The following is a 21,999-nucleotide window of genomic DNA, read 5'->3' on the forward strand; positions in this document are numbered from 1 at the left end:
CAATGTCAGTTTTTATTGAAACAATCGATACCGAAAACCATAGATGGATCGATGCAAGATTCGATTTGAAAAATTCATTAGCGGGCAAAAAAACGTATGAAGATGAGCATGTAGCAGGAGCTGTATTTTGGGATTTGGAAAATGATATGTCTGACATGTCATCTTCTGAAGGGCGACATCCAATGCCATCTGACCGGCAGCTGACCGAGCTAATCAAATCAACTGGCTTGAAACATAACGATTCAATTGTTATTTATGACCAAGGTGGTTCGCCATATGCGACACGCGCTTGGTGGTTGTTGAAATATGCAGGATTTGAAAAAGTTCATATTAGCAAAAAAGGCTTTAGTCAGCTCAAAGAGCAGGGAATTAAAGTCGCGCAAGATCAATCAACATACCAGCCAACGGAAATAGAGCCGGTATTTAACCGAGCTATTTTTGCCGATCAAGCTTACGTAAAAAGCATTATTAGTGGCGATGAATTAGGGGTCTTAGTTGATGCTCGTTCTGCAGAACGCTATGCAGGACTTGTTGAACCAATTGATCCGGTAGCTGGACGGATTCCGGGAGCACGAAACTTAGATTGGGCTCAATTTGTTGCTGAAGACGAATTTCATGTAGGCGACGACATTAGCCACATTGTTCAAAAACACGAACCTGCTGTTGTCTACTGTGGCAGCGGTGTTACTGCAGCTGCCTTGTATGCGATCATGACAGAAAAGGGCTATGATCAGTTACGATTGTATATGGGCAGTTTCTCAGACTGGATCACAGATGCAGAAAATGTCGTTGAATTTGACCGTGGCGAACACCCAGAAGCGGCAACAGATGAAACTAAAAAAATCTTAGCCACATTAATCGAAGAAGGCTATTCAGGCGAAATGCTTATGAAGAAATTCGAATACGAAAAAACGTTATTAAGTAATCTGGATAAGTAAATTTTTTGGCGATACTTTCTAGGGTGCTTCTAAAAGTGACCAGAACAGTTTCAGAACTACTCAATTAAAAAAATCCCCGATAGCATCCATGGCTATCGGGGATTTTTTTTATTCAGTTTCCAACATTTCGGTATTGCGCGTTAACAAGACACGAATGATTTGATGATTTTCCATTTCACGGACTGTGATGGTGTGACTCGGCATTTCTACCGATTCACCTTCACCAATATCGGTGTTTTTTAACTGGATCCAACCACCAATGGTATCAACATCTTCGCTATCATCAAATTCTATCGCAAAACGATCTTCTAAATCGGACAACAGCACACGGCCATTCAATAAATAATTATTGATGTCGACGGCTTTAATTTCGTCGCGTTCGTCTTCGTCAAACTCATCCCGAATTTCCCCGACAATTTCTTCTAAAATATCTTCCATCGTGATCACTCCGGCAGTTCCGCCGTATTCATCGACAACAATCGCCATATGGACATGTTCTTTCTGCATTTTCAATAACACGTCTTGAATCGGTGCCATGTCATGGACAAAGGGAATATCATGAACGACGATGCTGTCATTTAAATCTTGTAGGTACGTGTAATTGGTCAGCATTTCCTTGACGTTGATAAAACCGAGAATGTCGTCTTTATCCCCTTTTTCGGTAACAGGGTAACGCGTATACTGATGGTCTCGCACAATCTCCATCAAGTCGTTATGACTCATTTCAAGTGAAATGGTCTCCATTTGTGTTCGGGGTAGCATAATGTCTTTTGCTAACCGTTCATCGAAAGAAAAAATATTCTGCATATACGACAATTCCGTTTGATTGATTTCACCACTGTGATAACTTTTCGTCATGATGATTTTCAGTTCTTCTTCTGAATGGGCCTGCTCGTGTTCTGCGGGTTCAATGCCAAAAGCACGTAAAAGCAGACGGGCTGAGCCATTCATTAGCCAGATAAAAGGCGCTAAGATGACGCCAAACAGATAAAGGGGTCTGGCAAAAACAAAAGCCATTTTCTCCGCATATTGGATAGCTAGAGTTTTAGGCGCCAGTTCGCCAATTACCACATGAAGAAATGTAATCACCGTAAATGCGATGATAAAGGAGAAAATAGATGCAGTCGGTTCTTCGATCCCAAAGTTTTCAAAAACCGGATGCAAGAGCCTTTCTACAGTCGGTTCGCCAAGCCAACCAAGGCCAAGTGCCGTTACGGTAATCCCTAATTGACAAGCGGATAAATAATAATCCAAATTGCTAATGATTTTCTTCGTTAGAATGGCATTTTTATGGCCTTCTGAAACGAGTTGATCGATGCGGGACATCCTGACACGGATAATGGAAAACTCCGATCCAACAAATAAAGCGGTCAGCCCGATTAAAAGCGCAACCATAACCAAATTGAGAATGAGTATACTGTCCAATTCGTCCCTCCGACTTGGAGGGTTCACCTCTGCTTTCTATAAGTAAAAACAGTATAACATAAAAGAAAGAGCATTTGCTTTACGGACGAATCAATAAATAATCAGACTAAACGTATTGAATGCAGCAGCGAATAAACATATGATGAAGAGAGAGAAAAGGAGTGATTAGATGAACGTGTTATGGCATGGGGGAACAATCTATACAATGGAAGCAGAAGGCACTACAACAGAAGCTGTGTTAGTGTCTGACGATCGCATAGAGAAGATTGGGGCTTATGAAGAGTTAAAACCATTCGCTGATAAGGAAATTAATCTAGAAGGCGCGAGCATGTATCCAGGATTAGTTGATAGCCATATGCACATGATCGGCCACGGTGAAAAATTGATGCGCGTCGATTTGTCAAAAATCGAAAGCTCAGAAGAAATGCGTGAACAATTAATTGAGTCAACGAAAGAACTAAAAGAAGACGACTGGTTTATCGGGGAAGGCTGGAATGAAAATAATTTTGCAGACCGTAAAATATTCCATCGCCATGAGCTTGATGAAATTAGTAAGTCACCAATGCTGCTGAAACGAGTTTGCCGTCATGCAATTTTGGCGAACTCGAGTGCATTAGCACTTGCCGGAATTACAAAGGAAAGTCTAGACCCAGAAGGTGGACTCATCGTACGGGATGCAGATGGAGAGCCGACGGGTTACTTATTAGATGCAGCACAGGATTTAGTATCCAATCAAGTCCCGGAAGTCAGCGTTAATTATTTAACACGTGCTTTGCAAAAATCAGTAGATCATTTACTATCGCTCGGATTAACGGGCGCCCACACAGAAGACATGGGCTATTACGGTCATTATTCACGACCGCTCGAGGCTTTTAAAAATGTGATTGGAGACCATATGAAATTCCGTGCACATTTGTTAAGAGCGCACAGTGCATTTGAGGAAATGATGGAAAACGCTTCTTATGCTGAACCGTTTATTGACCCCGGCCCAATGAAAATTTTTGCTGATGGGTCGATTGGTGGGCGCACAGCTTTGTTAAGCAAACCCTATAATGATGATCCGTCTACTGTCGGTGTGGCAATTCAATCAGATGAGGAATTAAAACGGCTGGTGTCTGTTGCACGCAAACACGGAGAAGCTGTAGCGATTCATGTGATTGGAGACCTTGGGCTTGAAATGGCGTTAGACGCCATTGAAGCACATCCGGTATCTGCACACAAACGGGACCGTCTTATCCATGCGATGGTAGTCCGTGAAGATTTAGTAGCGCGCATGCAACAAATCGAAGTGGCGTTAGATCTTCAGCCAAGTTTCGTGACGTCTGATTTTCCTTGGGTAGTGGAACGGCTGGGTGAAGGCCGTTTAGAATGGTCATACGCTTGGAAAAAACTATTGGACCACGGCTTGATTTGTGCCGGGGGATCGGATGCACCAATTGAAGAGGCAGACCCGCGTCTTGGGATTTACGCTGCGGTAACACGTAGGAAGCCCTATGAAACGCATGCAGGTTACCAGCCAGAAGAAAAACTATCACGCTTTGAAGCCGTTCAGTTGTACACCAGCGGGAGTGCCGCGACGATTGGCAAGGAAAACGTACGAGGGATTATTCGTGAAGGATTTGACGCCGATTTCACGGTATTTGACCGAGATCTATTTGCGGGTAACGAAGAACAGATTTTAGAAGTTGAAACCGTAATGACCGTCGTAGCAGGAGAAATTATGTATCAACAAGGTGGACAAAAATAATGGCAAAAGAAGCATATATTATTACGGGCGCATCCAAAGGAATCGGTTTTGAATGGAGTCGACAACTTAATGAACAAGGTCACCAAGTCATTGGAATTGCGCGCACTAAACCAGAAAACTGGCCAGATGACAACTTTCTGGCGTTTGACCTAACAAAACTAGATGCTATTGAAGACATTATGGGGCAGGCATTAAAGTGGATTTCGAAAGATACGGAAACCATTGTGCTAGTAAATAACGCGGGGACGATTGAACCGATAGGATTTGCTCATACAAATGACACAGCACAAGTTAGCCAAAGCATTGTCCTTAATTTAACGGCGCCGATGCTATTGTGTGGTGCATTTATTGCACAGCTGAAAGACCGATCGAGTCACAAAAAAATCATTAATATTTCTTCAGGAGCGGGCCGCAAAGCTTATGAGGGATGGAGCGCTTATTGTGCTGGAAAAGCAGGGTTGGATCATTTTAGCTCTTGCTTGGACGCAGAAAATGCCGATGTAAAAGTAGTGTCAGTAGCACCTGGAATCATTGATACGGGCATGCAAGAAAAAATCCGCCAAAGCGAAGCGGCTGATTTTCCTTTACTGGAAAAGTTTCTTCATTACAAAGAAAATGGCCTGTTAAGCAGCCCAGAAGAAACAGCAGCGATGTTGATGGACATGACGCAAAGACCAGATTTTAATAAGTTGCCGACCATTTTAGACATTCGCAATTTGCCGGCAATCGGAGAGGGGCAACTAGAGTGAGCAGGACACCAGAACACATTTTGACAAAACTTACGGATGCCAACCAAGCAGGAATTGATATGACAAGTCCAAAGGCTGTCGTCACGTTCTTACTTGCACAAGGCGAAAAAGAATCGATCTTGTTTTTCTACAAACCCAATAGCGTCGAATTCGACTTCGACAAATTTAATGACGCTGTTTCAGAAATGAACGAACGTAAAAACTAATCCAGCGATTCGCTGGGTTAAGTCCATTATTAAAAATAGAAATTGACGTTCTTGGTGCCATGACGCCAATCGTTGCAATAAAAGTATGATAATAGTGGTTGAAAGGGCAATTCGCTTCACGCGAATTGCCCTTTTTTTGAGGCGTTTTGGCGTTTGGACAGTAAAGTATATGATGCGGACAGTATCCTGTGAGATTTGGACAGTATTTGTTGAGAAATGGACAGTATTTCATTGTATTCGGACAGTATATCCAAATAATTGGAATAAACTAATAAGAATTTTCTTGAGCTTTTATTGCGAGGTGTAGCCATCAAAAATATTAATAGAAAAAGCCGCTCAATAGGCGGCTTTCCAACATTTCAAATGTATTTCGTACTTAATAAATGAACCACATACATGCCTTTGGATTTTCCTAAGTTTGACATAGAGCCTCTACAGAAGCAGCTTAAAGACAAACTGCATCAAATAAAGCCGAGGAGTCAAATTTAACGAGCAGAATTTGCTATTTGAAACGGCTTATTTTCAGTAGCTATGAGGAATTCTAAAACGGTAGAAAAAGCGAAAAGAAGAAAAGAGACAGAAGCATACTCATTCCATAAGCTCCACCCATTCTGGAATTTTTAATGCACACAAGATGGAAAGTTCTTCTGCTCTTTTCTCTTGGTAGGAACTTATCGCTTTTAATGGATCGTCTACGATTGCGGGATGGGTCATTACTTCGACTGTTTTGCCTTTAAATTGCTGAAGGCTGTTGAAAATGTCTTCGCTAATCCCGTTGTCATAAAAATTCAGCCATAAAACTTCTGATAAAAGAACAGTCGGATGTTTTTTTAAAGAATCTACATACCGAACAGGAACGCAATATTCTTCAGCAAGTGTTAGTACGACATTTTTTAATGCTTCCCAGCCATGGACGTGATGATGACTATCTATGTGATGGAGCGGAATGCCGGTAGCGATAAAGGCATTTAGTTGAGTTCGCCATTCTTTTTCTACGTCTTCCAAACGCGGAGGATCCATCTCCTCAAAAGAACTTGTATATTTAAACAAGCCTTGCGCATTGATTAATGACGGTACTTCTTTACTTAAAGGCACTCCCCAAGTTAGCACAAGGTGGATTCCTACACGCAAAGAGGGAAACTGTTTCGCTTTTTCTACAGCATAGTCTTTTGCAAGTCCATTCATCATAAGTGTAGTGGATTGAACAACTCCATTGGTGTGAGCTTGGATGATTCCATCCGTCACACCTTCAGTTAATCCAAAGTCATCTGCATTAAATAGCACTCTCACTAATAAAGCCCCCTATACTTATTCGTCCATCAAGTAATTGCGACTGATGACAAAATTTGTTTTGTCTCCTCGAAAGTAAGAACGTGAATACTCAAATACATTGCCATTTATATCCTCTGCTACGGTCTCAATATAAAAGCAAGGCAATCCTTCTTTATACTGCAGATGCTGAGCAACTCGCTCATCTGGAAAGATAATTTCTACATGCTCAGTGGTCTTAGCAATTTGTAAATGATAAACCTTTTTTAGTGTTTCATACAAAGAAGATTCTGCATGTTGTTGCGTAATACCAGGTGCTAATGACCATGGAATATAAGAAATTTCGAATTGTGTTGGCTCTCCATTTGCTTTTCTAATTCTTTCTATGCACTGAATTGGATCGTCGATAGATACATTTAAAACTTGTTTTAATGATTCTGTAGCAGGAATTACTTGAATGCTGACAAGCGATATTTCTGCTTTTTTACCTTGAACTGCTATTTGATCACTATAGCGCTCAACAGTGTGGGAAAGTGTCTGTTTCACTTTTTGTTCTGCAACAAAAGTACCGTTGCCCTGTTTTCTGACGAGGTAACCTTCCATAGTAAGTTGTTTTAGTGCAGTTCGAACAGTCGTCCGACTAACATTAAAGTCTTTACACAATTCTAACTCGGTTGGAATTCTGTCACCTACTTTATAAGTCCCTAATTTTATCTGATTAAGTAAGTCTTCTTTAATGTAAGCATGAAGTGCCTGATTTTTATCCATTGCAATGCTCCTTCATTATTCATGTCTAAAGTGTACAAGATTAAAGATACAATAACAAACTTTTATCACATTAAAGTTAAATGTATTTTTGTTATATACAAATTTTTAAATGTATGATACATTACATTTGAGAAAAATAGTTATTATTAACAGAATAAATTGACTAATTAGGCGTGGCTTAAGAAGGTCTACATGTAGCTAGATCTACAGCTCTATTAGTATGTTTTGCACAATAGAGTGAGAGCGCATTCATCTTAACGGTAAAGGAGTTTTGTGAAATGAGTTTGAAGATAGTTGTTATCGGCGGTGGCTCAAGTTATACCCCTGAAATTATTGAAGGGATTATTCGAAGACATGATTCATTGCCTGTAACGGACATTGTATTGGTCGACATAGAAAATGGAAAGGACAAACTACAAGTAGTTGGAGAACTTTCAAAAAGAATGATTTTGAAATCCGGTAAGCCTATTAACCTGACATGGACACTGGATCGCAAACAAGCCTTAATAGGTGCTGATTTTGTATCTACACAAATCCGAGTCGGAGGATTAGAAGCAAGGGCGAAAGACGAACGTATTCCATTAAATCATGGATTTATCGGACAAGAAACAAATGGAGCTGGTGGAATTTTTAAAGCATTTAGAACGATTCCGGTCATGATGGAAATGGCAGAAGATATTCATCATATTTGTCCTGAAGCGTGGATGATCAATTTTACAAATCCAGCAGGAATTATTACAGAAACGCTATTAAAGCATTCAGCGCACGATAAAGTTATCGGCGTGTGCAATATTCCTTTTAATATGCGCCATTCTACAGCTGAGATTTTGGATGTTTCGCCAGAGGAAGTAGAAATTGAATTCATCGGAATAAATCACTTTGTTTTCGGAAAAAAAGTGACAGTGAATGGGCTGGATTATACAGAAGAAGTGCTAAACAAATTAAAACAAGGTTTGGATTACTCTCCCGCGAATATCGTGAATCTTGGCTGGTCAAGTACATTTATCGATGCAACAAAGCTTTTGCCTAATCCCTATCACCAATATTACTTCCAAACAAAAGAAGTATTAGCCAAGGACATTAAAGCGTTTAATGAAAACGGAACGCGTGCAGAAAATGTACAAGAACTAGAAAAATCATTATTTGAACTTTATCAAAATCCAAACTTAAATGATAAACCGAAAGAACTTGAAAAACGTGGAGGTGCATTTTATAGCGACGTGGCTTGCAGCTTAATGAATTCCATTTACAATAACAAAAAAGACGTACAAACAGTCAATACCTTCAACAATGGTGCTATTCCGGATTTGCCTTACGACGCAGTAATTGAAACCAATTGCATCATTTCTAAAAATGGGGCAAAGCCCATTTCGGTCGGTCCACTGCCTTCAGTGATTAAAGGAGTGGTTTACCAAATGAAGGCATTTGAAGAACTTGTTATTAAAGCCGGTCTCTCTGGCAATTACAATGATGCGTATAATGCAATGATTATGAATCCTCTAGTGAGTGATGAAAAGGGCAGTAAAATCTTGCTAGACGAACTGTTAAAAGCACACAAAGATTACTTACCACAATTCGAGGAGGAGACAGGATGAATGGTAAAGTTACCGAAAAGTTTATTGAGATTGCGGGTAGAATTGGTGCACAGCGTCACCTTGTAGCAGTTCGTGATGGTTTTGTTTCTATCATGCCGTTAATTATTGTAGGATCACTGGCTATTTTAATCAATAACTTTCCGCCATTAGGTTCTTTCAATTTTGTAGAATGGATGAATGGCGTATTAGGTGAAGGAAACTGGCAAGCGGTCGGGGGGAGTATTTGGAATGGAACATTCGCAGTTTTAGGACTTTTAGTTGCCTTTTCGATTGCTTACAATCTAGCAAAGTCCTATGAAATAGATGGTTTGTCTGCAGGTTTAATATCTGCTGCAGCTTACATTATGCTTGTTCCAGTAACAGAAGATTGGGGATTGAACTTTGCTTGGCTGGGAGCTCAAGGTTTGTTTGTTGCAATGATTCTTTCAATTGGTTTGACAGAGTTATTCCGAATTTTAGTAAAATCACGATGGACCATTAAAATGCCAGAAGGTGTTCCTGAAGGGGTTGCACGTTCATTCCAAGCTTTAATTCCAGCAACCATTATCTTAATTTTAGTGGGTTGCTTCCAGGCCCTTATGAGTATTTTTGCCGAGATAAGTGTATTTGAATTTATCTTTATCGTGATTCAACAACCGCTACAAGGACTCGGAAATACACTGCCAGCCGCAATTTTTATTGCCTTTTTGAATCACTTATTGTGGTTCTTCGGGTTACATGGAACCAATATTATTGGCTCTATTATTGAACCACTGTATTTGCCCTTGATTCAAGAAAACTTAGAACTCTTCAAAAGTGGGGTTTCCGCATTTGATGTGCCAAATACAGTAACTAAGCCATTTCTTGATTCGTATGTATTTATGGGGGGATCAGGTACAACAATTGCGTTAATCGCAGCGATTTTTATTGTCATCAGAAAAGAAAAAAATCATCCTTATCGCGAAGTTGGAAAACTTTCTTCTCCAGCCGCAATATTCAATATCAACGAACCTGTAATTTTTGGCTTACCGATTGTACTTAATCCGGCTATGTTAATCCCATTCATAATGGTGCCTGTAACCTTAACCGTCACTTCTTATCTAGCTCTGTCTAGCGGCTTGGTACCAAAGACTGTTGCCATAATTCCGTGGACTACACCACCCATTTTAAGTGGTTATTTAGTGACAGGTGGGAGTTGGCGAGGGGTTGCACTGCAAGTATTTAATCTGGTGCTCGCTACATTGATGTATATTCCATTTGTTATAGTAGGAGCAAGAGCTTTAAGAAAACAAGCGGGGAGAGAATAAAGATGCAAACAGTAGAAGAAATCCAAATGTTGTCATTCACGATCATTTTACATGCTGGAAACGCACGGTCTAGTTCAATGGAAGCGATTGCTTTGGCAAAAAACTATAAATTTGATGAATCTCGCAAAAAAATTGCAGAAGCCGAAGAGGAATTTACTATAGCCCATCAGCAGCAAACTAAGCTTTTGCAAGAAGAAGCGAACGGAGAAGTCAACCTAATTTCTGTGATTTTAGTTCATGCCCAAGATCATTTGATGACAGCAATAACAGTGAAAGACTTAGCGAGTGAAATGATCGATATGTATGAAAAAATGCAAATGATTGAGGAGGCAAAAAAATGAAAATTATTTTGGTATGTTCTGCCGGAATGTCTACTTCTATGCTAGTGAACAAAATGAAAAAAGCGGCTGAAGAAAGACAGATGAACGTAGAAATTAGTGCAGTCGCAGAATCACAATTAAAAAATAATTTAGAAAAAATTGATGTCGTCTTGATTGGTCCACAAGTTAGATACCTTGAAAAAAAGATTAAACAACAAGTAGAACCACTGGGAATCAAAGTGGATATTATTAATCAGATGGCATATGGAATGATGCAAGGCGACAAAGTATTAGACCAGGCGATTGAGTTAAAGGGATAAGGTACTATAGCGGTATTCACCTATACTAAGCTATCGTTTGCTTTGGTAGCTTAGTTAATACTTATGAAAAAATGGAAAATATTGCGGAAAAAATTTGGGAAACACAAATAGCGAAGGAGTTTGAAGAAGATGGTTAGTCAACAATTTACAATTACAGATGAATTGGGAATCCATGCGCGTCCTGCAACAATTTTAGTAAACGTAGCAAACAAGTTTGAAGCAGATGTCAAATTGGTTTATAACCAAAAAACGGTCAATTTAAAATCCATACTAGGGGTTATGTCTTTAGGAATTGCATTTGGTTCTGAGTTCGACATTAAAGCTGATGGCAGCGACGAACAAGAGGCATTAAATGAATTAGAAAAAACATTGCTAAACGAAAAACTAGCCAAAATAAGTGTTCGCAAATAAAAAATACATGTGGATAGTAGGGGGGATGACGATAAAAATAAAAATACAACTCTGTCACAGCGAGAGAAAAAGGTATGTTGTTAGACATATTAACAGCGGTAGAGATACTTTTAACTACGAACTAGACAAGTTTAAGCAATAATTTCACACTTCTAGGCACAAAAATACGTATTTAAGAAGGCATGAAGTAAGTGAAGCGAAGTGTGAAATTTATTGCCCATGTTATTGTGAAGAGTGGAGTTCTTTTTTCTCCAATCCTCCTTTCAACATTTTTAAGGTGTCTAGAGGACAGCACAGAGATTATAGAATGACTGAGTATCGACTGTACCTCTTACAATCATCGTCTCGAGCTTTTCTGCAAAGACTGTTTTAATGGGAGAGGCGAGTGTATTGGATTATTACTTTTCCAGCAAGAGTTCATAAAATATGCCATTTAAGTACAGAAAACAGAGGATTGGCGATAGTACTTTGTAACCGAGCATTTATTTTCGGTTACTCTATAGAAATTTTGCCATATAAAAACATCCCAAAAGTTAGATTTAAACTCCAACTTTTGGGATGCATCACCAAATGCTTCTTTCAAAATGGTTACTCAACAATCGCACCCGTTTGTGAAAAACTCATTTCAAATATTTTTTCATATATACCTTAGTTTCATCTTGATCGACAATAACCCACCCTCGTTTTTGATAAAATAATACATTTTCAGTGAATAAAACATGAGTAGCCAATTTCATCTCTGAATATCCTCTATTTCTTATCTCCTGTTCTGCAAAGTTTAGTAAAAACTTCCCTAAACCTTTAGCTTGAAAGCCAGGATCTATAGCAATATTAGCAAGTGATGCATAATCTTCTTCCAATACTAATACCAATCCAGCGATTAGTTGGTTATTAAACTCCACAACCCAAACTGGAAAAAAAGCTATTTCATCCTTATAATCTACATTCATTGGAGGTAGATTGTTAATGTTTATCCTATCCGAATACTTTAAATAAGCTGAATGCATGCATTTTTGAAGCTCATCAGCATCAGTTAAAGTTGCTTTTCTTATATTCCAACTAGTCATTCTTAAAGCTCTCCTTCACCTAATTATTTAACCCAACATGCCGATAAGCCGTAACATCAATAGCCCAATTTGTACTTTCTTTCTATAAATAGTTCACTTCTGTACAGGAAATAAAGGATTGTCGATACATATATTAAAAACTAGCTGGTCCACTGCGTACTAAGTAGTATTGGTAAATAAACATTGTTTATTTTTGTGGAGTAATTATAGCTGTTTGAACGAACTAGCATGTTTCCTCTAACTTTTGAATCTCTGAGCGGGAAATTACATAGACACTGCCAAGAATATCGATTTTACCTTCCTTTATACGTAGTGCGCAATCCTTATTCGATGCATAAATCTTCATTTCTTCTGAAAGGGAAGAGAGGTCGTTTAAAATCAAAGCCATATTATTTTCAAGATCAAAGTGAGACAAAACGGAAAAATCGTCAAGACCAATGCCGTCATAAATGATGTTTTCTTCAACTGGATAGCCAAAGTTTTTTGAGCATAACCAGTTAGCTGCCATATTAATCGCACCAGCGCTTGCGCCAATCACAATGGCATTACTTTTTCGGATGCATTCCGACAATCCGTAGGCCATTAAAAATTCATTTTGTTTAAGCGTATCGCCACCTAACAAGAAAATGACGGAAGCGTTTTGAATGAGCGTCTGGGCAGCATCTTTCTGTACACAATAATCGATTAAATAGTAGTCATCAAATAAAATGTCCGCATGGTGAAGCCATGAGCGTTCAATGGCACCATCTACTCGAGCGTCTAACGGATTCGAGCTAATCATAACGAGTGATTTTCTTTCCGTTATATCATCTCGTAACATTTGACTCAAACGCTCAGGAAAAAAATCGGTAAACCAACCTAAATAATAATGAGTGTTCATAAATACCTCCAGATCAACGTACAAGTAATTAACCATCTTACATTTTCTTTTCTAAAACGTTTATTCATTACTTGTGTTTAATTATGAAAACCCAAATAAGTGAGTAATTCGTCTGTTCTTGACTAGTAAAACCACCATTCTTTTAATTCAAAAATCATTTTTTTCTGTTGAGCCAATTCTCTCTTGTTAACTTCATATGAATCGAATCAATCCAGTCGCCTTCGAACTGCAGGTCGTTTTTATCAATGCCAGATAGTACAAAGCCAACCTTTGCATAAACACGCTTGGCTCTTGGATTAAAGTCAAAAACACTTAAAGTTAGGTGGGTGAGTGTCGTATTTTGAAATACGTAATCGATGATCAGTTGAGTTGCTTCTGTTCCCAAACCTTGATTTCTTCCCCTCGGTCCAATGAGAATTCTGAAATTCATACCATGGTTTTCTTCATCGTATGCATTGATCACCACTTCTCCTACTAAGACATCTTTGGATGAGTCAACAATCGCAAGATCTAAGCGATCCGTTTGGCTATTTCTTGTCTTGTACCAATGGAGAGTCGCTTCCCGATCAAAATCCGAATGGCTTCCTGTCAGTTTTAATACTTCTGGATCCTTTAAACATTCCTCTATAAACGAAAAATCCTCATTCTTAAACGGTCTAAGAATTACTTTATCTCCGATTAGTAGTGGCTTATCACCTAGATCGACCATTCTTTTTACACGTCCTTCCTTCATTTAATGTCGACTACGGCATGACTCCTGCGCGAAAGGGCGTAGCAACAAGTGTTTAGCAACCGGACAAGGGGATCATGTCAGCTGCTCCATATAAAGCGGATGAGTAGATTGTAAGGAATCTACTTCCCTTTTGAGGTGGCTCGCTTTTTAGTTGCTGTAAACTTATGTCACTTAAGTATAAGAAAACAGAGGATTATTTATAATTAAATGTATATTATAATTGTTAAAAAAATTCAAATGGTTTAAAGTTAGGAAAACACCTAAAGGAGAATAGATCATGTTAAATTCAGATTTAGATATACGCTTAGAACCACGCCTTAAAGAATTATATCAATTACATAAGGAACGTTCTGCAAATATTGATTGGAGCTATCACGAATTTATACCATGGGACAAGGCCATGTCCTTTAAACGAGTTCCTTGGGAGGAGAGTCAAGTAACTCTTCCAGAAGGTGTAGTTATTGCGGTAGAAACAGCGTTACTTACAGAAGTAAATTTACCTTGGTATACTTCGCATTTGGATTATACATTTAAAAATTCAATGGAAGTCATAAATGATTTCGTACGCACTTGGACGGCTGAAGAAGACCAGCACTCTAACTTACTGGAAACGTATTTATTGGTGACACGAAATGTTGATCCCGTAAGATTGCATCAATTAAGAAAACGAGTAGTTGAGAGTGGTTGGTTTCCAGATTTCACGAATCCTCTAGCAACAATGGCCTATACTACTTTGCAAGAGTTAGCTACACTCGTTTTTTATAATAATGTAGCTAAGGTAGCGGGTCTTTACGACAAAGATTTAGCAACATTACTTCGACGTGTAGCGAAAGACGAAGCACTTCATTATGCATTCTATCGCGACACAGTGAAAGCCCATCTTGAACTTGATCCGAATTTCATTGTTTTTTTTGAGAAAGTAATTATTAATTTTTCTATGCCAGGTGCCGTTATGCCAGACTTTAAGGATAGAATGAAAACCATTGCCATAGATACGAATTATGGACCACTCCAATACTTTGACCAAGTATTAGATGTCGTTATTAAATATTGGGATATTGCCAACTTGCAGCCTACTAGCGAAGATGCCAAACAATCACAAGCGAATATATTGAAATATCATGGGCGTTTAAAAAGAATCAAAGAGCGTCAGGAAAAAAATAAAAGGTAGTTGTATGAAAGGGTGTTTTTATCATGAAAACAACTTGCGAAATATGTGGAAAAGAAACGAAAGATCAAGTAAGTTATTTGGAACTTGAAACGTGGGAATTTAATTTTTTAAAGAAAGAGAATAAAGACTTTTACTCTATTTGTTTTAATTGTTTTGATAAACATACGAATAACTTTATTGACCAAGAAATGGATCTTGAATTGAGAAAAAAACGTTCTCGTTTGGTGAATCGAGAGGTCCAAGAAGAAATCGAGGCTATTCTTGAAATCGAAAATTAATTCCTCAGCTCTATTTATGAGCCTAAATTGAATCTCTTAAAACAGTATTACAAGTACGTAATGTAGTAAAGACGCATCACTTTAGTGAAATAGATGAAATGTGGATTGGTGAAAAGAAAATCCAACTAGGTTCTAATGATATTCACACGGCAAGAATAAATAATTGCATCCTTAAATATGAGGAACCGAGGAAATAGGCGTCGGAAAAAAGGAAAGTCATCTTCTTTGGAGGATGGCTTTTTCAGTTGTCTAGCTTAATTTTACAATCGGCGTAGAGAAAACAGAGGATTGTCGATACTATTTTCATTTCTGAACAAAGAATCTCATTTGGTTTTATTTACTTCATATGAATTTATATGATGAGGTTAGTCTTTGCCTCAATTCTAAAACAAAGGCTATTCTTTTCTAAAAAGTTTACTCAACAATCGTATCCGATTATGGATATAGATAAATTGGTTAACCTTCCACAAGTCCGTAGTATTTAAGGAGTTTCCCCTCTGATTCTACGAGTAAAATTGGCCCTGCAACTTCATCCGATTCTTCAGCTGAATAAATTTTTGCACCAACAGGCAACTTGTTCGACATACCATCTTCAAAGTTTGTATCAGTATCATTTCTTGTTTTTATTTCTCCTACCTGTTTATCTTTGGTTAAAGACAGTTCTTCAACCCACTCAATTCCAGTCTGATAAATCACACCATCGAGTTGAAATATATCAGCCTTAGGGTCTAATGTTAAAATCTCTTTTGCGTCCGGATTTTGAGTTGTATAAGTTTCTGGTGTAATTGAAGAATTAGAACATCCAATAGTTGTTGATAAAATAAAAACAGACAAACTTAAAAATAATATTCGCATTCTCAGCTAATCCCTCCTTTTATCGTTAGACGGATAAAGGGTAAAGAAGTTACCAATATATTCTACAAAATGGTCCTTTTGTTAAAGGTTATGTTCTCTTAATGACATTATTATTTAACCGAACACACCGATAAGCCCTTGCATTAACATTAACAATGACTTTCCATAAAGACAGTCCCCATTTAACAGGAAATAAAAAACAACTCATTTAGAATTGTATTTAATTTAAGGGAAATCAGATAATTCTTTCATATACTCGGGTAATTTGATTGTACCTTATTTCAATAATATAGTTGATAGAGAACATTTCTCGTTTTAGCTAGTCCTCCTTGCAAAAAGAATTTTTAACATTAAAGTCGCATTTTTGACTAATATATTTGTCATTTTGAAACGTATCGTTTACACTTTAGTTATAAAGAGGTGAAGACATGAAAACAAAGTTAAAGGAGTTAAGGGCGAGTTTAGGTATAAATCAAACAGAATTGGCGAAACGTGCAAAGATTTCACGCCAAACCGTAAGTTTGATCGAACGCGAAGAGTTTATGCCTTCGTTGCTCATTGCAATGAAGATTGCGCGGGTCTTTGATAAACCGGTTCAAGAGATTTTTCAATTCAACGAGGAGGAGTTAGGATGAAGAAAATGTTGAAAACAAGTGGTCAGCTGATTATTGGCGCATTGGTTGGATTTTTCGGAATGCTAGTTTTACTTGAAGACGATTTTCGCATCGATTTGTCTGGCTATGCATTTATAGGCAATATTGCTCTTCTAGCAATCGCAGCACTACTAACTTTGCTTACGATATATTTCTATTTCAGCGTTTTGTCACTTACCAATCAAGAATTTACCGGAGATGATGAAGATGCTGCAGAAGGACGTATGTACAGAAGGTATTCAGACGCCAGTCTTTGTTCCAACGTTGCCATGTTGATCAGTTTAGCAGCTTTAAGTGTGACTGCTATAACAGGTCAAGCTTTTTGGATGCTTGTGACAGGTATTGCTTTAACGTTTGTCAGCGCTGCACTCTCTTTCATACTTTCTAGTCTCGTACAAAAAATGTATCCAGAGCGTGAACTTCCTTCAATCAATGACACAGATTATGCAAAAAAGTTACTAGAAGTTTCTGATGACGGAGAAAAACATGTCATGCTTGGTGGGTTATACAAAACTCATTATACGATGAATTCTCTTTTAGTCGGAGCGGTGATCCTATTGTTGTTATACTCGATTGCTTCAGATTCTTCACAGCTTTTTAGTATTTTTACGATCGTTATTATCTTAACGGTCACCAACATCCAGTATCTAATCCATGTACGAAATAAATAAATCTTTAATCAAAAGCACGGATTTCTGAATAAGAAATCCGTGCTTTTTGGTCGTTCATTATTTGCCACGTAGTGGTTCTAGTAATTGGTAAACGCCACATTTACGTTAGTTTTCTGTGGTGTTTGCCGTATACTGAGTCCCTGGGAAGGCCTTTTTTCTGTGAATTAGTTGTGGTGACTTAATTCCACAAGAAATGGTCTTCTTTTTTTCTATTTATTCATTTGCATAACATATTTTACTCGCTCTAAATAATTGTTAAATAGAAAATTTTTGAAAAAGGGTAGCTATACAAGTAGAGAGTCGTTATAATAAAAATTAAGTTCTTATTGATAATGATTTTCATTATCAATAAGAACTTAATTAAAGAAGGAAGAAGTGAAGAGATTTGTATTCGAATCAGAGTAAAAAGAGAACAATTTTTTTAAGTATAGCGTTAATATCCTTATCTTTAGTTATAGCAGGGTGTAGCAACTCGGCATCGTCTAATACAGAAGCAGAGTCGGCAAGTGATGCGGAGAGTCAAATAATCACACATGCGATGGGAACTACAGAAATTAAAGGAACGCCCCAGCGAGTGGTGACTCTTTATCAAGGCGCAAATGATGCAGCCGTCGCCCTTGGTGTAACGCCCGTTGGCATTGTGGAATCATGGGATGAACAACCCGTTTACAATTATTTAACAGAAGAGTTAGGTGAAGTTCCAATCGTCGGACAAGAAACACAGCCAAACTTAGAAGAAATCGCTAAGTTAAAGCCGGATTTAATTATTGCGTCTAAAATTCGACACGAAGAAGTGTATGAACAATTGTCAGCCATTGCGCCAACGATAGCCCATGAAACCGTATTTGTCTTTAAAGATACGGTCAATCTGATGGGGCAAGCCTTACATAAAGAAACTGAAGCTCAAGAAGTCATAGAGGATTGGGATAACCGAGTCATTGATTTTAAAGAAAAGCTAGAAGTGAAGATGGGTGATGAAGCTCCAGAGCACGTTGCGGTGTTAAATTTTAGAGCAGACCATTCACGTATTTACTACACTGGTTTTGCAGGATCCATTTTAGCTGAACTTGGATTTGAAGGACCCAAAAATATGCAAGATGACAGTCCAGATATCATCAAATTAACAGACAAAGAAAGCATTATAGAAATGAATGCGGATGCTTTTTATATTTTCATGGATAAAAACGATCCAGCGGTGGTTAAAACATACGAAGAGTGGACCAACCATCCGTTATGGGAAAATCTTGATGCTGTCAAATCAAATCAAGTTTATGAGGTAGACGAAATTGTATGGAATCTTGGTGGCGGGATCATTTCAGCGAATCTTATGTTGGATGATATGTACGATCGATTCGGATTAGAAAAATAAAACGGTAAGGGGTGGGGAAATCCCATCCCTTACTTTCTTTAATGGCTATGGAAAGCAGGGATAAATATGAGGAAGTTGTCAGCTCATAAACCTTTTAAATTAGTTGTTTTGTTTGCTTCTATTATGGTGATGATTTTTTCATTTGTTTTGAGTCTCTCATTAGGGCAAAATTCAATTCCATTTTGGACGACGATTGAAGCACTTCTTTACTTTGATGCAACGAATACCGAACACATTATTGTCACAACTTCTAGAATGACAAGAACCATTATCGCAACCTTTATAGGGGCTAACTTAGCTGTGGCAGGTGCATTAATGCAGGCGATGACGAGAAACCCATTAGCCTCTCCAGATATCTTAGGCGTTAATGCAGGAGCGTTATTTTTTATCGTCTTGTCAGCGACCTTTTTTTCTGTAGATTCCCTGCAGTCGTATATGTGGATTGCTTTTTTAGGTGCAGGAGTAGCGGGGGTCTCTGTCTACTTTCTGGGTTCACTAGGAAAAGACGGGTTATCGCCTATTAGATTGGTCTTAGCCGGAGCCGCCATTTCTGCCCTTTTTGTTTCGTTTACGCAAGGTTTGCTTGTGGTTGATGAACAACGACTGCAGAGCATTTTATTTTGGTTAGCAGGATCGGTGTCGGGAAGAAGTTTAGATATGATTATTCCCGTCTTACCCTATATGTTAATCGCCTTAATCATTGCTTTATTCTTAGGGAAACCCGTGACCATCTTACTTGCAGGAGAAGATGTAGCGAAGAGCTTAGGTCAACGAACGGCCTTACTGAAAGTGGTCATTGGTATAGTCGTTATTGTATTAGCTGGTGGCTCCGTAGCCGTAGCAGGTTCAATTGGATTTATTGGTTTGATTGTTCCTCATTTAGTCAAAGGAATCGTTGGACCTGATTACCGTTGGGTGATTATTTTGAGTGCTTTAATGGGGGCTAGCTTACTGTTACTGGCAGATGTGGTTGCTCGATTTATTATTGCTCCACAAGAAATGCCCATTGGTGTGATGACAGCGTTAATTGGCACACCGTTTTTCATTTATATTGCTCGGAAAGGCGTGGTGAAGAGTGGGTAGACACATTACGGTTAAAAATAAATCAGAAAATTTTTCTTTTCAAGTCGATAAAAAAACCATTACTACTGTAATAGCACTCGCTTTATTAGCTATCGCGATATTGATGATGAGTCTGTCGGTTGGAAGTAGTTTTATCAGTCCATGGGTCATCATTAAAAATTTAATGGGAATTGTAGAACCGGACTTTATACTGAACGAACTGAGATTGCCACGTGTGTTACTTGCCTTTATGGTCGGCGCAGCTTTAGGCGTGGCAGGATCTATTTTGCAAGCAATTATACGGAATCCTTTAGCCTCACCAGACATCATCGGCATCACAGCTGGAGCTTCTGCGGGCGCAATTATTTTTATTGTGGTTTTCTTAGGAACAGTTAGTGCAGTATTTATGCCAGTAGCTGCAATTTTAGGGGCAGTGATCGTCGCCTCAATCATCTATTTGCTGGCATGGAATAACGGGGTAACACCCATTCGTCTTGTATTAATCGGTATCGGAATCGCGGCTGCGATGAAAGCGATTGTCTTAATGATGATTGTGTTGAGCGATACAGCTGTAACCACCAAAGCCTATCTCTGGTTGACCGGCAGTTTATACGGTTCGAATTGGGGACATGTCTATTCGATGTTACCTTTTGTTCTCCTATTTATTCCGTTAACGGCTTTTCTGGCACGTTCTGTAAGTGTCAAGGAATTGGGAGATGATATTGCGACGGGGCTTGGTGTGAAAGTTCAATCTAGGCGTTTTTTGTTGCTACTGATTAGTGTTGTTCTTGCGGGAACAGCGGCAGCTTTCGCGGGAGGAATCGAATTTGTTGGCTTAATCGCGCCACACATTGGGCGTTTACTGATTGGTCGCTCGTTTGCTGCACTTATACCGGTATCGGCATTAATCGGCGGAATGATTGTGGTGTTAGCTGATTTTGTGGCGCGCACTGCATTTTTACCCTTAGATCTTCCGGCGGGCGTATTTACGGCTGCCATTGGCGCACCATTTTTCATTTATCTCCTATTTCGAAATCGAAATGGATAATGCGATAGAAAGGGGACGAGGAAATACGTATGTTAGAAGCACATTCTTTATCCTTAGGCTATGGTCAAACTAAAGTCATTGAAGATTTACAATTAACCATCCCAAAAGGAGAAATCACTGTTTTTGTTGGAGCCAATGGCTGTGGGAAATCGACCTTGTTGCGATCTTTAGCAAGGCTTATCAAACCACAAACTGGAGAGATTTTACTAAATGGGATGGGGTTAAAAAAACAGTCCACAAAAGAAGTAGCTAAGAAACTGGCTATTCTTCCTCAAACTCCGTTAGCTCCAGAAGGTCTAACGGTTTTACAACTAGTTAAACAGGGCAGGTATCCTCATCAGAGCTGGTTAAAGCAATGGTCGGAGGAAGATGAGTCTGTCGTCAATCGTGTGTTAGAACTAACCGATATGAAAGAATTTCAAGAAAAAACGGTGGATTCGTTATCAGGTGGCCAAAGACAGCGTGCCTGGATTGCGATGACACTCGCTCAAAAAACAGATGTTATTTTATTAGATGAACCAACAACCTATTTGGATTTAGCGCATCAAATCGAAATTTTAGATCTTCTGTTTGAGTTAAATGAAAAAGAAAACAGAACCATCGTGATGGTTCTTCACGATTTAAATTTAGCGTGCCGTTATGCGCATCACATTGTAGCCATTTGCGATAAGAATGTTTATTCACAAGGCAAACCAGAAGAAGTGATCACCCCTCAAATGGTCAACGATGTATTTTCCATGCGCTGTGAAATAGGGAAAGATCCCATATATGGGACCCCTGTATGCATTCCATATGGCAAGGGTAGAAAAATTTAAAGAAAGGAGTTTTTCGATGAAGCTTAAAGAGATTTTTGACGTGAGTATCATTGGTGGCGGACCGGCGGGGCTTTTTTCTACGTTTTATAGTGGGTGTCGTGAGATGAAAGTGAAATTAATCGAATACCATTCAGTGCTTGGAGGAAAACTAAATATTTATCCCGAAAAATTAGTTTGGGATGAAAGAAATTTTAACTAGCACGGTTTTGTAAATAACAATAAACGAAGTAAGGCACTTGAGCAGTTAGAGGTTCAACTAACTATTCAAGTGCCTTATCTATATTCTTTTTGTGTTATGAAGTTATTTCTAATAATAGAGGATTGTCTTTACTATTCCTCTATTATTATGTCTACACTTTCTAC

The 21,999-nt window shown here is 38.6% G+C and carries 24 protein-coding genes and 1 pseudogene; 18 read left to right on the forward strand and 7 right to left on the reverse strand.

Annotated elements, in window-relative coordinates; translation table 11 throughout:
- Window positions 1-2 precede the first annotated feature (2 nt).
- Window positions 3-938, forward strand: a complete 936-nt coding sequence (locus AUO94_RS15505; RefSeq protein ID WP_058385081.1) for a sulfurtransferase — start codon at window positions 3-5, stop codon at window positions 936-938.
- A gap of 108 nt (window positions 939-1,046) precedes the next feature.
- On the opposite strand, the gene AUO94_RS15510 is transcribed toward AUO94_RS15505, so the two are convergent.
- Entirely contained in the window at window positions 1,047-2,363 is a 1,317-nt protein-coding gene (locus AUO94_RS15510) for a hemolysin family protein (protein WP_058385082.1), read from the reverse strand.
- A 169-nt stretch (window positions 2,364-2,532) separates the two neighbouring features.
- On the opposite strand from AUO94_RS15510, the gene AUO94_RS15515 reads away from it, so the two are divergent.
- The 3 genes from AUO94_RS15515 to AUO94_RS15525 are packed head-to-tail and all read left to right on the forward strand — an operon-like array spanning window position 2,533 to window position 5,065.
- Window positions 2,533-4,110 carry an amidohydrolase gene (locus AUO94_RS15515; protein WP_058385083.1) on the forward strand — a complete coding sequence of 526 codons (1,578 nt, stop codon included), beginning with the start codon at window positions 2,533-2,535 and terminating at the stop codon, window positions 4,108-4,110.
- Window positions 4,110-4,859: an SDR family NAD(P)-dependent oxidoreductase gene (locus AUO94_RS15520; RefSeq protein ID WP_058385084.1), complete on the forward strand. Its 750-nt coding sequence runs from the start codon at window positions 4,110-4,112 to the stop codon at window positions 4,857-4,859. The genes AUO94_RS15515 and AUO94_RS15520 overlap by 1 nt, the downstream gene beginning before the upstream one ends.
- A complete protein-coding gene (locus tag AUO94_RS15525) occupies window positions 4,856-5,065 on the forward strand; it encodes a hypothetical protein (protein WP_058385085.1) in 210 nt (69 codons plus the stop codon). The genes AUO94_RS15520 and AUO94_RS15525 overlap by 4 nt, the downstream gene beginning before the upstream one ends.
- 588 nt (window positions 5,066-5,653) lie before the next feature.
- On the opposite strand, the gene chbG is transcribed toward AUO94_RS15525, so the two are convergent.
- On the reverse strand, window positions 5,654-6,355 hold the full coding sequence (gene chbG, locus AUO94_RS15530; RefSeq protein WP_058385086.1) for a chitin disaccharide deacetylase: 702 nt from the start codon (window positions 6,353-6,355) through the stop codon (window positions 5,654-5,656).
- 18 nt (window positions 6,356-6,373) lie between these two features.
- On the reverse strand, window positions 6,374-7,102 hold the full coding sequence (locus tag AUO94_RS15535) for a GntR family transcriptional regulator (RefSeq protein ID WP_058385087.1): 729 nt from the start codon (window positions 7,100-7,102) through the stop codon (window positions 6,374-6,376).
- A gap of 278 nt (window positions 7,103-7,380) precedes the next feature.
- Between AUO94_RS15535 and AUO94_RS15540 the strand changes: the two genes are divergently transcribed.
- The 5 genes from AUO94_RS15540 (at window position 7,381) to AUO94_RS15560 (ending at window position 11,034) form a co-directional block, all read left to right on the forward strand.
- The gene (locus tag AUO94_RS15540) at window positions 7,381-8,697 is read left to right on the forward strand and encodes a 6-phospho-beta-glucosidase (RefSeq protein WP_058385088.1); all 1,317 of its coding nucleotides are present in this window, start codon (window positions 7,381-7,383) and stop codon (window positions 8,695-8,697) included.
- Entirely contained in the window at window positions 8,694-9,983 is a 1,290-nt protein-coding gene (locus AUO94_RS15545; RefSeq protein ID WP_058385089.1) for a PTS sugar transporter subunit IIC, read from the forward strand. Before AUO94_RS15540 ends, AUO94_RS15545 begins: the two co-directional genes overlap by 4 nt.
- A 2-nt stretch (window positions 9,984-9,985) precedes the next feature.
- Window positions 9,986-10,324, forward strand: coding sequence for a PTS lactose/cellobiose transporter subunit IIA (locus tag AUO94_RS15550; RefSeq protein WP_058385090.1), 339 nt, complete (start codon window positions 9,986-9,988; stop codon window positions 10,322-10,324).
- The gene (locus AUO94_RS15555; protein WP_058385091.1) at window positions 10,321-10,623 is read left to right on the forward strand and encodes a PTS sugar transporter subunit IIB; all 303 of its coding nucleotides are present in this window, start codon (window positions 10,321-10,323) and stop codon (window positions 10,621-10,623) included. Before AUO94_RS15550 ends, AUO94_RS15555 begins: the two co-directional genes overlap by 4 nt.
- Before the next feature lie 129 nt (window positions 10,624-10,752).
- Complete coding sequence (locus tag AUO94_RS15560; RefSeq protein WP_058385092.1) at window positions 10,753-11,034, forward strand: phosphocarrier protein HPr; 282 nt, start codon at window positions 10,753-10,755, stop codon at window positions 11,032-11,034.
- 620 nt (window positions 11,035-11,654) lie between these two features.
- Here AUO94_RS15560 and AUO94_RS15565 read toward each other — a convergent pair.
- From AUO94_RS15565 to AUO94_RS15575, 3 genes are all read right to left on the reverse strand, one after another.
- Entirely contained in the window at window positions 11,655-12,101 is a 447-nt protein-coding gene (locus AUO94_RS15565) for a GNAT family N-acetyltransferase (RefSeq protein WP_058385093.1), read from the reverse strand.
- A gap of 223 nt (window positions 12,102-12,324) precedes the next feature.
- On the reverse strand, window positions 12,325-12,981 hold the full coding sequence (locus AUO94_RS15570; RefSeq protein WP_058385094.1) for a Type 1 glutamine amidotransferase-like domain-containing protein: 657 nt from the start codon (window positions 12,979-12,981) through the stop codon (window positions 12,325-12,327).
- 154 nt (window positions 12,982-13,135) lie between these two features.
- On the reverse strand, window positions 13,136-13,714 hold the full coding sequence (locus AUO94_RS15575; protein ID WP_237150131.1) for a GNAT family N-acetyltransferase: 579 nt from the start codon (window positions 13,712-13,714) through the stop codon (window positions 13,136-13,138).
- A 277-nt stretch (window positions 13,715-13,991) separates the two neighbouring features.
- On the opposite strand from AUO94_RS15575, the gene AUO94_RS15580 reads away from it, so the two are divergent.
- Both AUO94_RS15580 and AUO94_RS15585 read left to right on the forward strand, forming a co-directional pair.
- A complete protein-coding gene (locus tag AUO94_RS15580; RefSeq protein WP_058385095.1) occupies window positions 13,992-14,885 on the forward strand; it encodes an acyl-ACP desaturase in 894 nt (297 codons plus the stop codon).
- Window positions 14,886-14,908: 23 nt separating this feature from the next.
- On the forward strand, window positions 14,909-15,163 hold the full coding sequence (locus AUO94_RS15585; protein ID WP_058385096.1) for a hypothetical protein: 255 nt from the start codon (window positions 14,909-14,911) through the stop codon (window positions 15,161-15,163).
- 456 nt (window positions 15,164-15,619) lie between these two features.
- On the opposite strand, the gene AUO94_RS15590 is transcribed toward AUO94_RS15585, so the two are convergent.
- A complete protein-coding gene (locus tag AUO94_RS15590) occupies window positions 15,620-16,018 on the reverse strand; it encodes a hypothetical protein (protein WP_156423949.1) in 399 nt (132 codons plus the stop codon).
- 428 nt (window positions 16,019-16,446) lie between these two features.
- Here AUO94_RS15590 and AUO94_RS15595 point away from each other — a divergent pair, with 428 nt between their 5' ends.
- The 7 genes and pseudogenes from AUO94_RS15595 to AUO94_RS15625 all read left to right on the forward strand — a co-directional run.
- Entirely contained in the window at window positions 16,447-16,653 is a 207-nt protein-coding gene (locus AUO94_RS15595; protein WP_058385098.1) for a helix-turn-helix transcriptional regulator, read from the forward strand.
- Complete coding sequence (locus tag AUO94_RS15600; protein ID WP_058385099.1) at window positions 16,650-17,342, forward strand: DUF3169 family protein; 693 nt, start codon at window positions 16,650-16,652, stop codon at window positions 17,340-17,342. The genes AUO94_RS15595 and AUO94_RS15600 overlap by 4 nt, the downstream gene beginning before the upstream one ends.
- Before the next feature lie 538 nt (window positions 17,343-17,880).
- Entirely contained in the window at window positions 17,881-18,711 is an 831-nt protein-coding gene (locus AUO94_RS15605; protein ID WP_269465413.1) for an ABC transporter substrate-binding protein, read from the forward strand.
- Between the two features lie 66 nt (window positions 18,712-18,777).
- The gene (locus tag AUO94_RS15610; RefSeq protein ID WP_058385100.1) at window positions 18,778-19,794 is read left to right on the forward strand and encodes a FecCD family ABC transporter permease; all 1,017 of its coding nucleotides are present in this window, start codon (window positions 18,778-18,780) and stop codon (window positions 19,792-19,794) included.
- On the forward strand, window positions 19,787-20,821 hold the full coding sequence (locus AUO94_RS15615; protein WP_058385101.1) for a FecCD family ABC transporter permease: 1,035 nt from the start codon (window positions 19,787-19,789) through the stop codon (window positions 20,819-20,821). The genes AUO94_RS15610 and AUO94_RS15615 overlap by 8 nt, the downstream gene beginning before the upstream one ends.
- 29 nt (window positions 20,822-20,850) lie before the next feature.
- The gene (locus AUO94_RS15620) at window positions 20,851-21,636 is read left to right on the forward strand and encodes an ABC transporter ATP-binding protein (RefSeq protein ID WP_058385102.1); all 786 of its coding nucleotides are present in this window, start codon (window positions 20,851-20,853) and stop codon (window positions 21,634-21,636) included.
- Between the two features lie 16 nt (window positions 21,637-21,652).
- A pseudogene (locus AUO94_RS15625) lies at window positions 21,653-21,817 on the forward strand (thioredoxin reductase); the annotation flags it as partial.
- Between the last annotated feature and the right edge of the window lie 182 nt (window positions 21,818-21,999).

The organism is Planococcus kocurii (genome assembly GCF_001465835.2).
Taxonomy (GTDB): Bacteria; Bacillota; Bacilli; order Bacillales_A; family Planococcaceae; genus Planococcus; species Planococcus kocurii.

Excerpts from the sequence above, each read along its gene's own strand:
- AUO94_RS15575 (WP_237150131.1), bottom strand. The coding sequence starts at position 13,714 with ATGAAGGAAGGACGTGTAAAAAGAATGGTCGATCTAGGTGATAAGCCA.
- AUO94_RS15540 (WP_058385088.1), top strand. The coding sequence starts at position 7,381 with ATGAGTTTGAAGATAGTTGTTATCGGCGGTGGCTCAAGTTATACCCCT.
- AUO94_RS15620 (WP_058385102.1), top strand. The coding sequence starts at position 20,851 with ATGTTAGAAGCACATTCTTTATCCTTAGGCTATGGTCAAACTAAAGTC.
- AUO94_RS15535 (WP_058385087.1), bottom strand. The coding sequence starts at position 7,102 with ATGGATAAAAATCAGGCACTTCATGCTTACATTAAAGAAGACTTACTT.
- AUO94_RS15520 (WP_058385084.1), top strand. The coding sequence starts at position 4,110 with ATGGCAAAAGAAGCATATATTATTACGGGCGCATCCAAAGGAATCGGT.
- AUO94_RS15605 (WP_269465413.1), top strand. The coding sequence starts at position 17,881 with ATGGGAACTACAGAAATTAAAGGAACGCCCCAGCGAGTGGTGACTCTT.
- AUO94_RS15505 (WP_058385081.1), top strand. The coding sequence starts at position 3 with ATGTCAGTTTTTATTGAAACAATCGATACCGAAAACCATAGATGGATC.
- AUO94_RS15545 (WP_058385089.1), top strand. The coding sequence starts at position 8,694 with ATGAATGGTAAAGTTACCGAAAAGTTTATTGAGATTGCGGGTAGAATT.
- AUO94_RS15570 (WP_058385094.1), bottom strand. The coding sequence starts at position 12,981 with ATGAACACTCATTATTATTTAGGTTGGTTTACCGATTTTTTTCCTGAG.
- AUO94_RS15600 (WP_058385099.1), top strand. The coding sequence starts at position 16,650 with ATGAAGAAAATGTTGAAAACAAGTGGTCAGCTGATTATTGGCGCATTG.
- AUO94_RS15580 (WP_058385095.1), top strand. The coding sequence starts at position 13,992 with ATGTTAAATTCAGATTTAGATATACGCTTAGAACCACGCCTTAAAGAA.
- AUO94_RS15590 (WP_156423949.1), bottom strand. The coding sequence starts at position 16,018 with ATGCGAATATTATTTTTAAGTTTGTCTGTTTTTATTTTATCAACAACT.
- AUO94_RS15585 (WP_058385096.1), top strand. The coding sequence starts at position 14,909 with ATGAAAACAACTTGCGAAATATGTGGAAAAGAAACGAAAGATCAAGTA.
- AUO94_RS15550 (WP_058385090.1), top strand. The coding sequence starts at position 9,986 with ATGCAAACAGTAGAAGAAATCCAAATGTTGTCATTCACGATCATTTTA.
- AUO94_RS15595 (WP_058385098.1), top strand. The coding sequence starts at position 16,447 with ATGAAAACAAAGTTAAAGGAGTTAAGGGCGAGTTTAGGTATAAATCAA.
- AUO94_RS15565 (WP_058385093.1), bottom strand. The coding sequence starts at position 12,101 with ATGACTAGTTGGAATATAAGAAAAGCAACTTTAACTGATGCTGATGAG.
- AUO94_RS15515 (WP_058385083.1), top strand. The coding sequence starts at position 2,533 with ATGAACGTGTTATGGCATGGGGGAACAATCTATACAATGGAAGCAGAA.
- AUO94_RS15560 (WP_058385092.1), top strand. The coding sequence starts at position 10,753 with ATGGTTAGTCAACAATTTACAATTACAGATGAATTGGGAATCCATGCG.
- AUO94_RS15555 (WP_058385091.1), top strand. The coding sequence starts at position 10,321 with ATGAAAATTATTTTGGTATGTTCTGCCGGAATGTCTACTTCTATGCTA.
- AUO94_RS15610 (WP_058385100.1), top strand. The coding sequence starts at position 18,778 with ATGAGGAAGTTGTCAGCTCATAAACCTTTTAAATTAGTTGTTTTGTTT.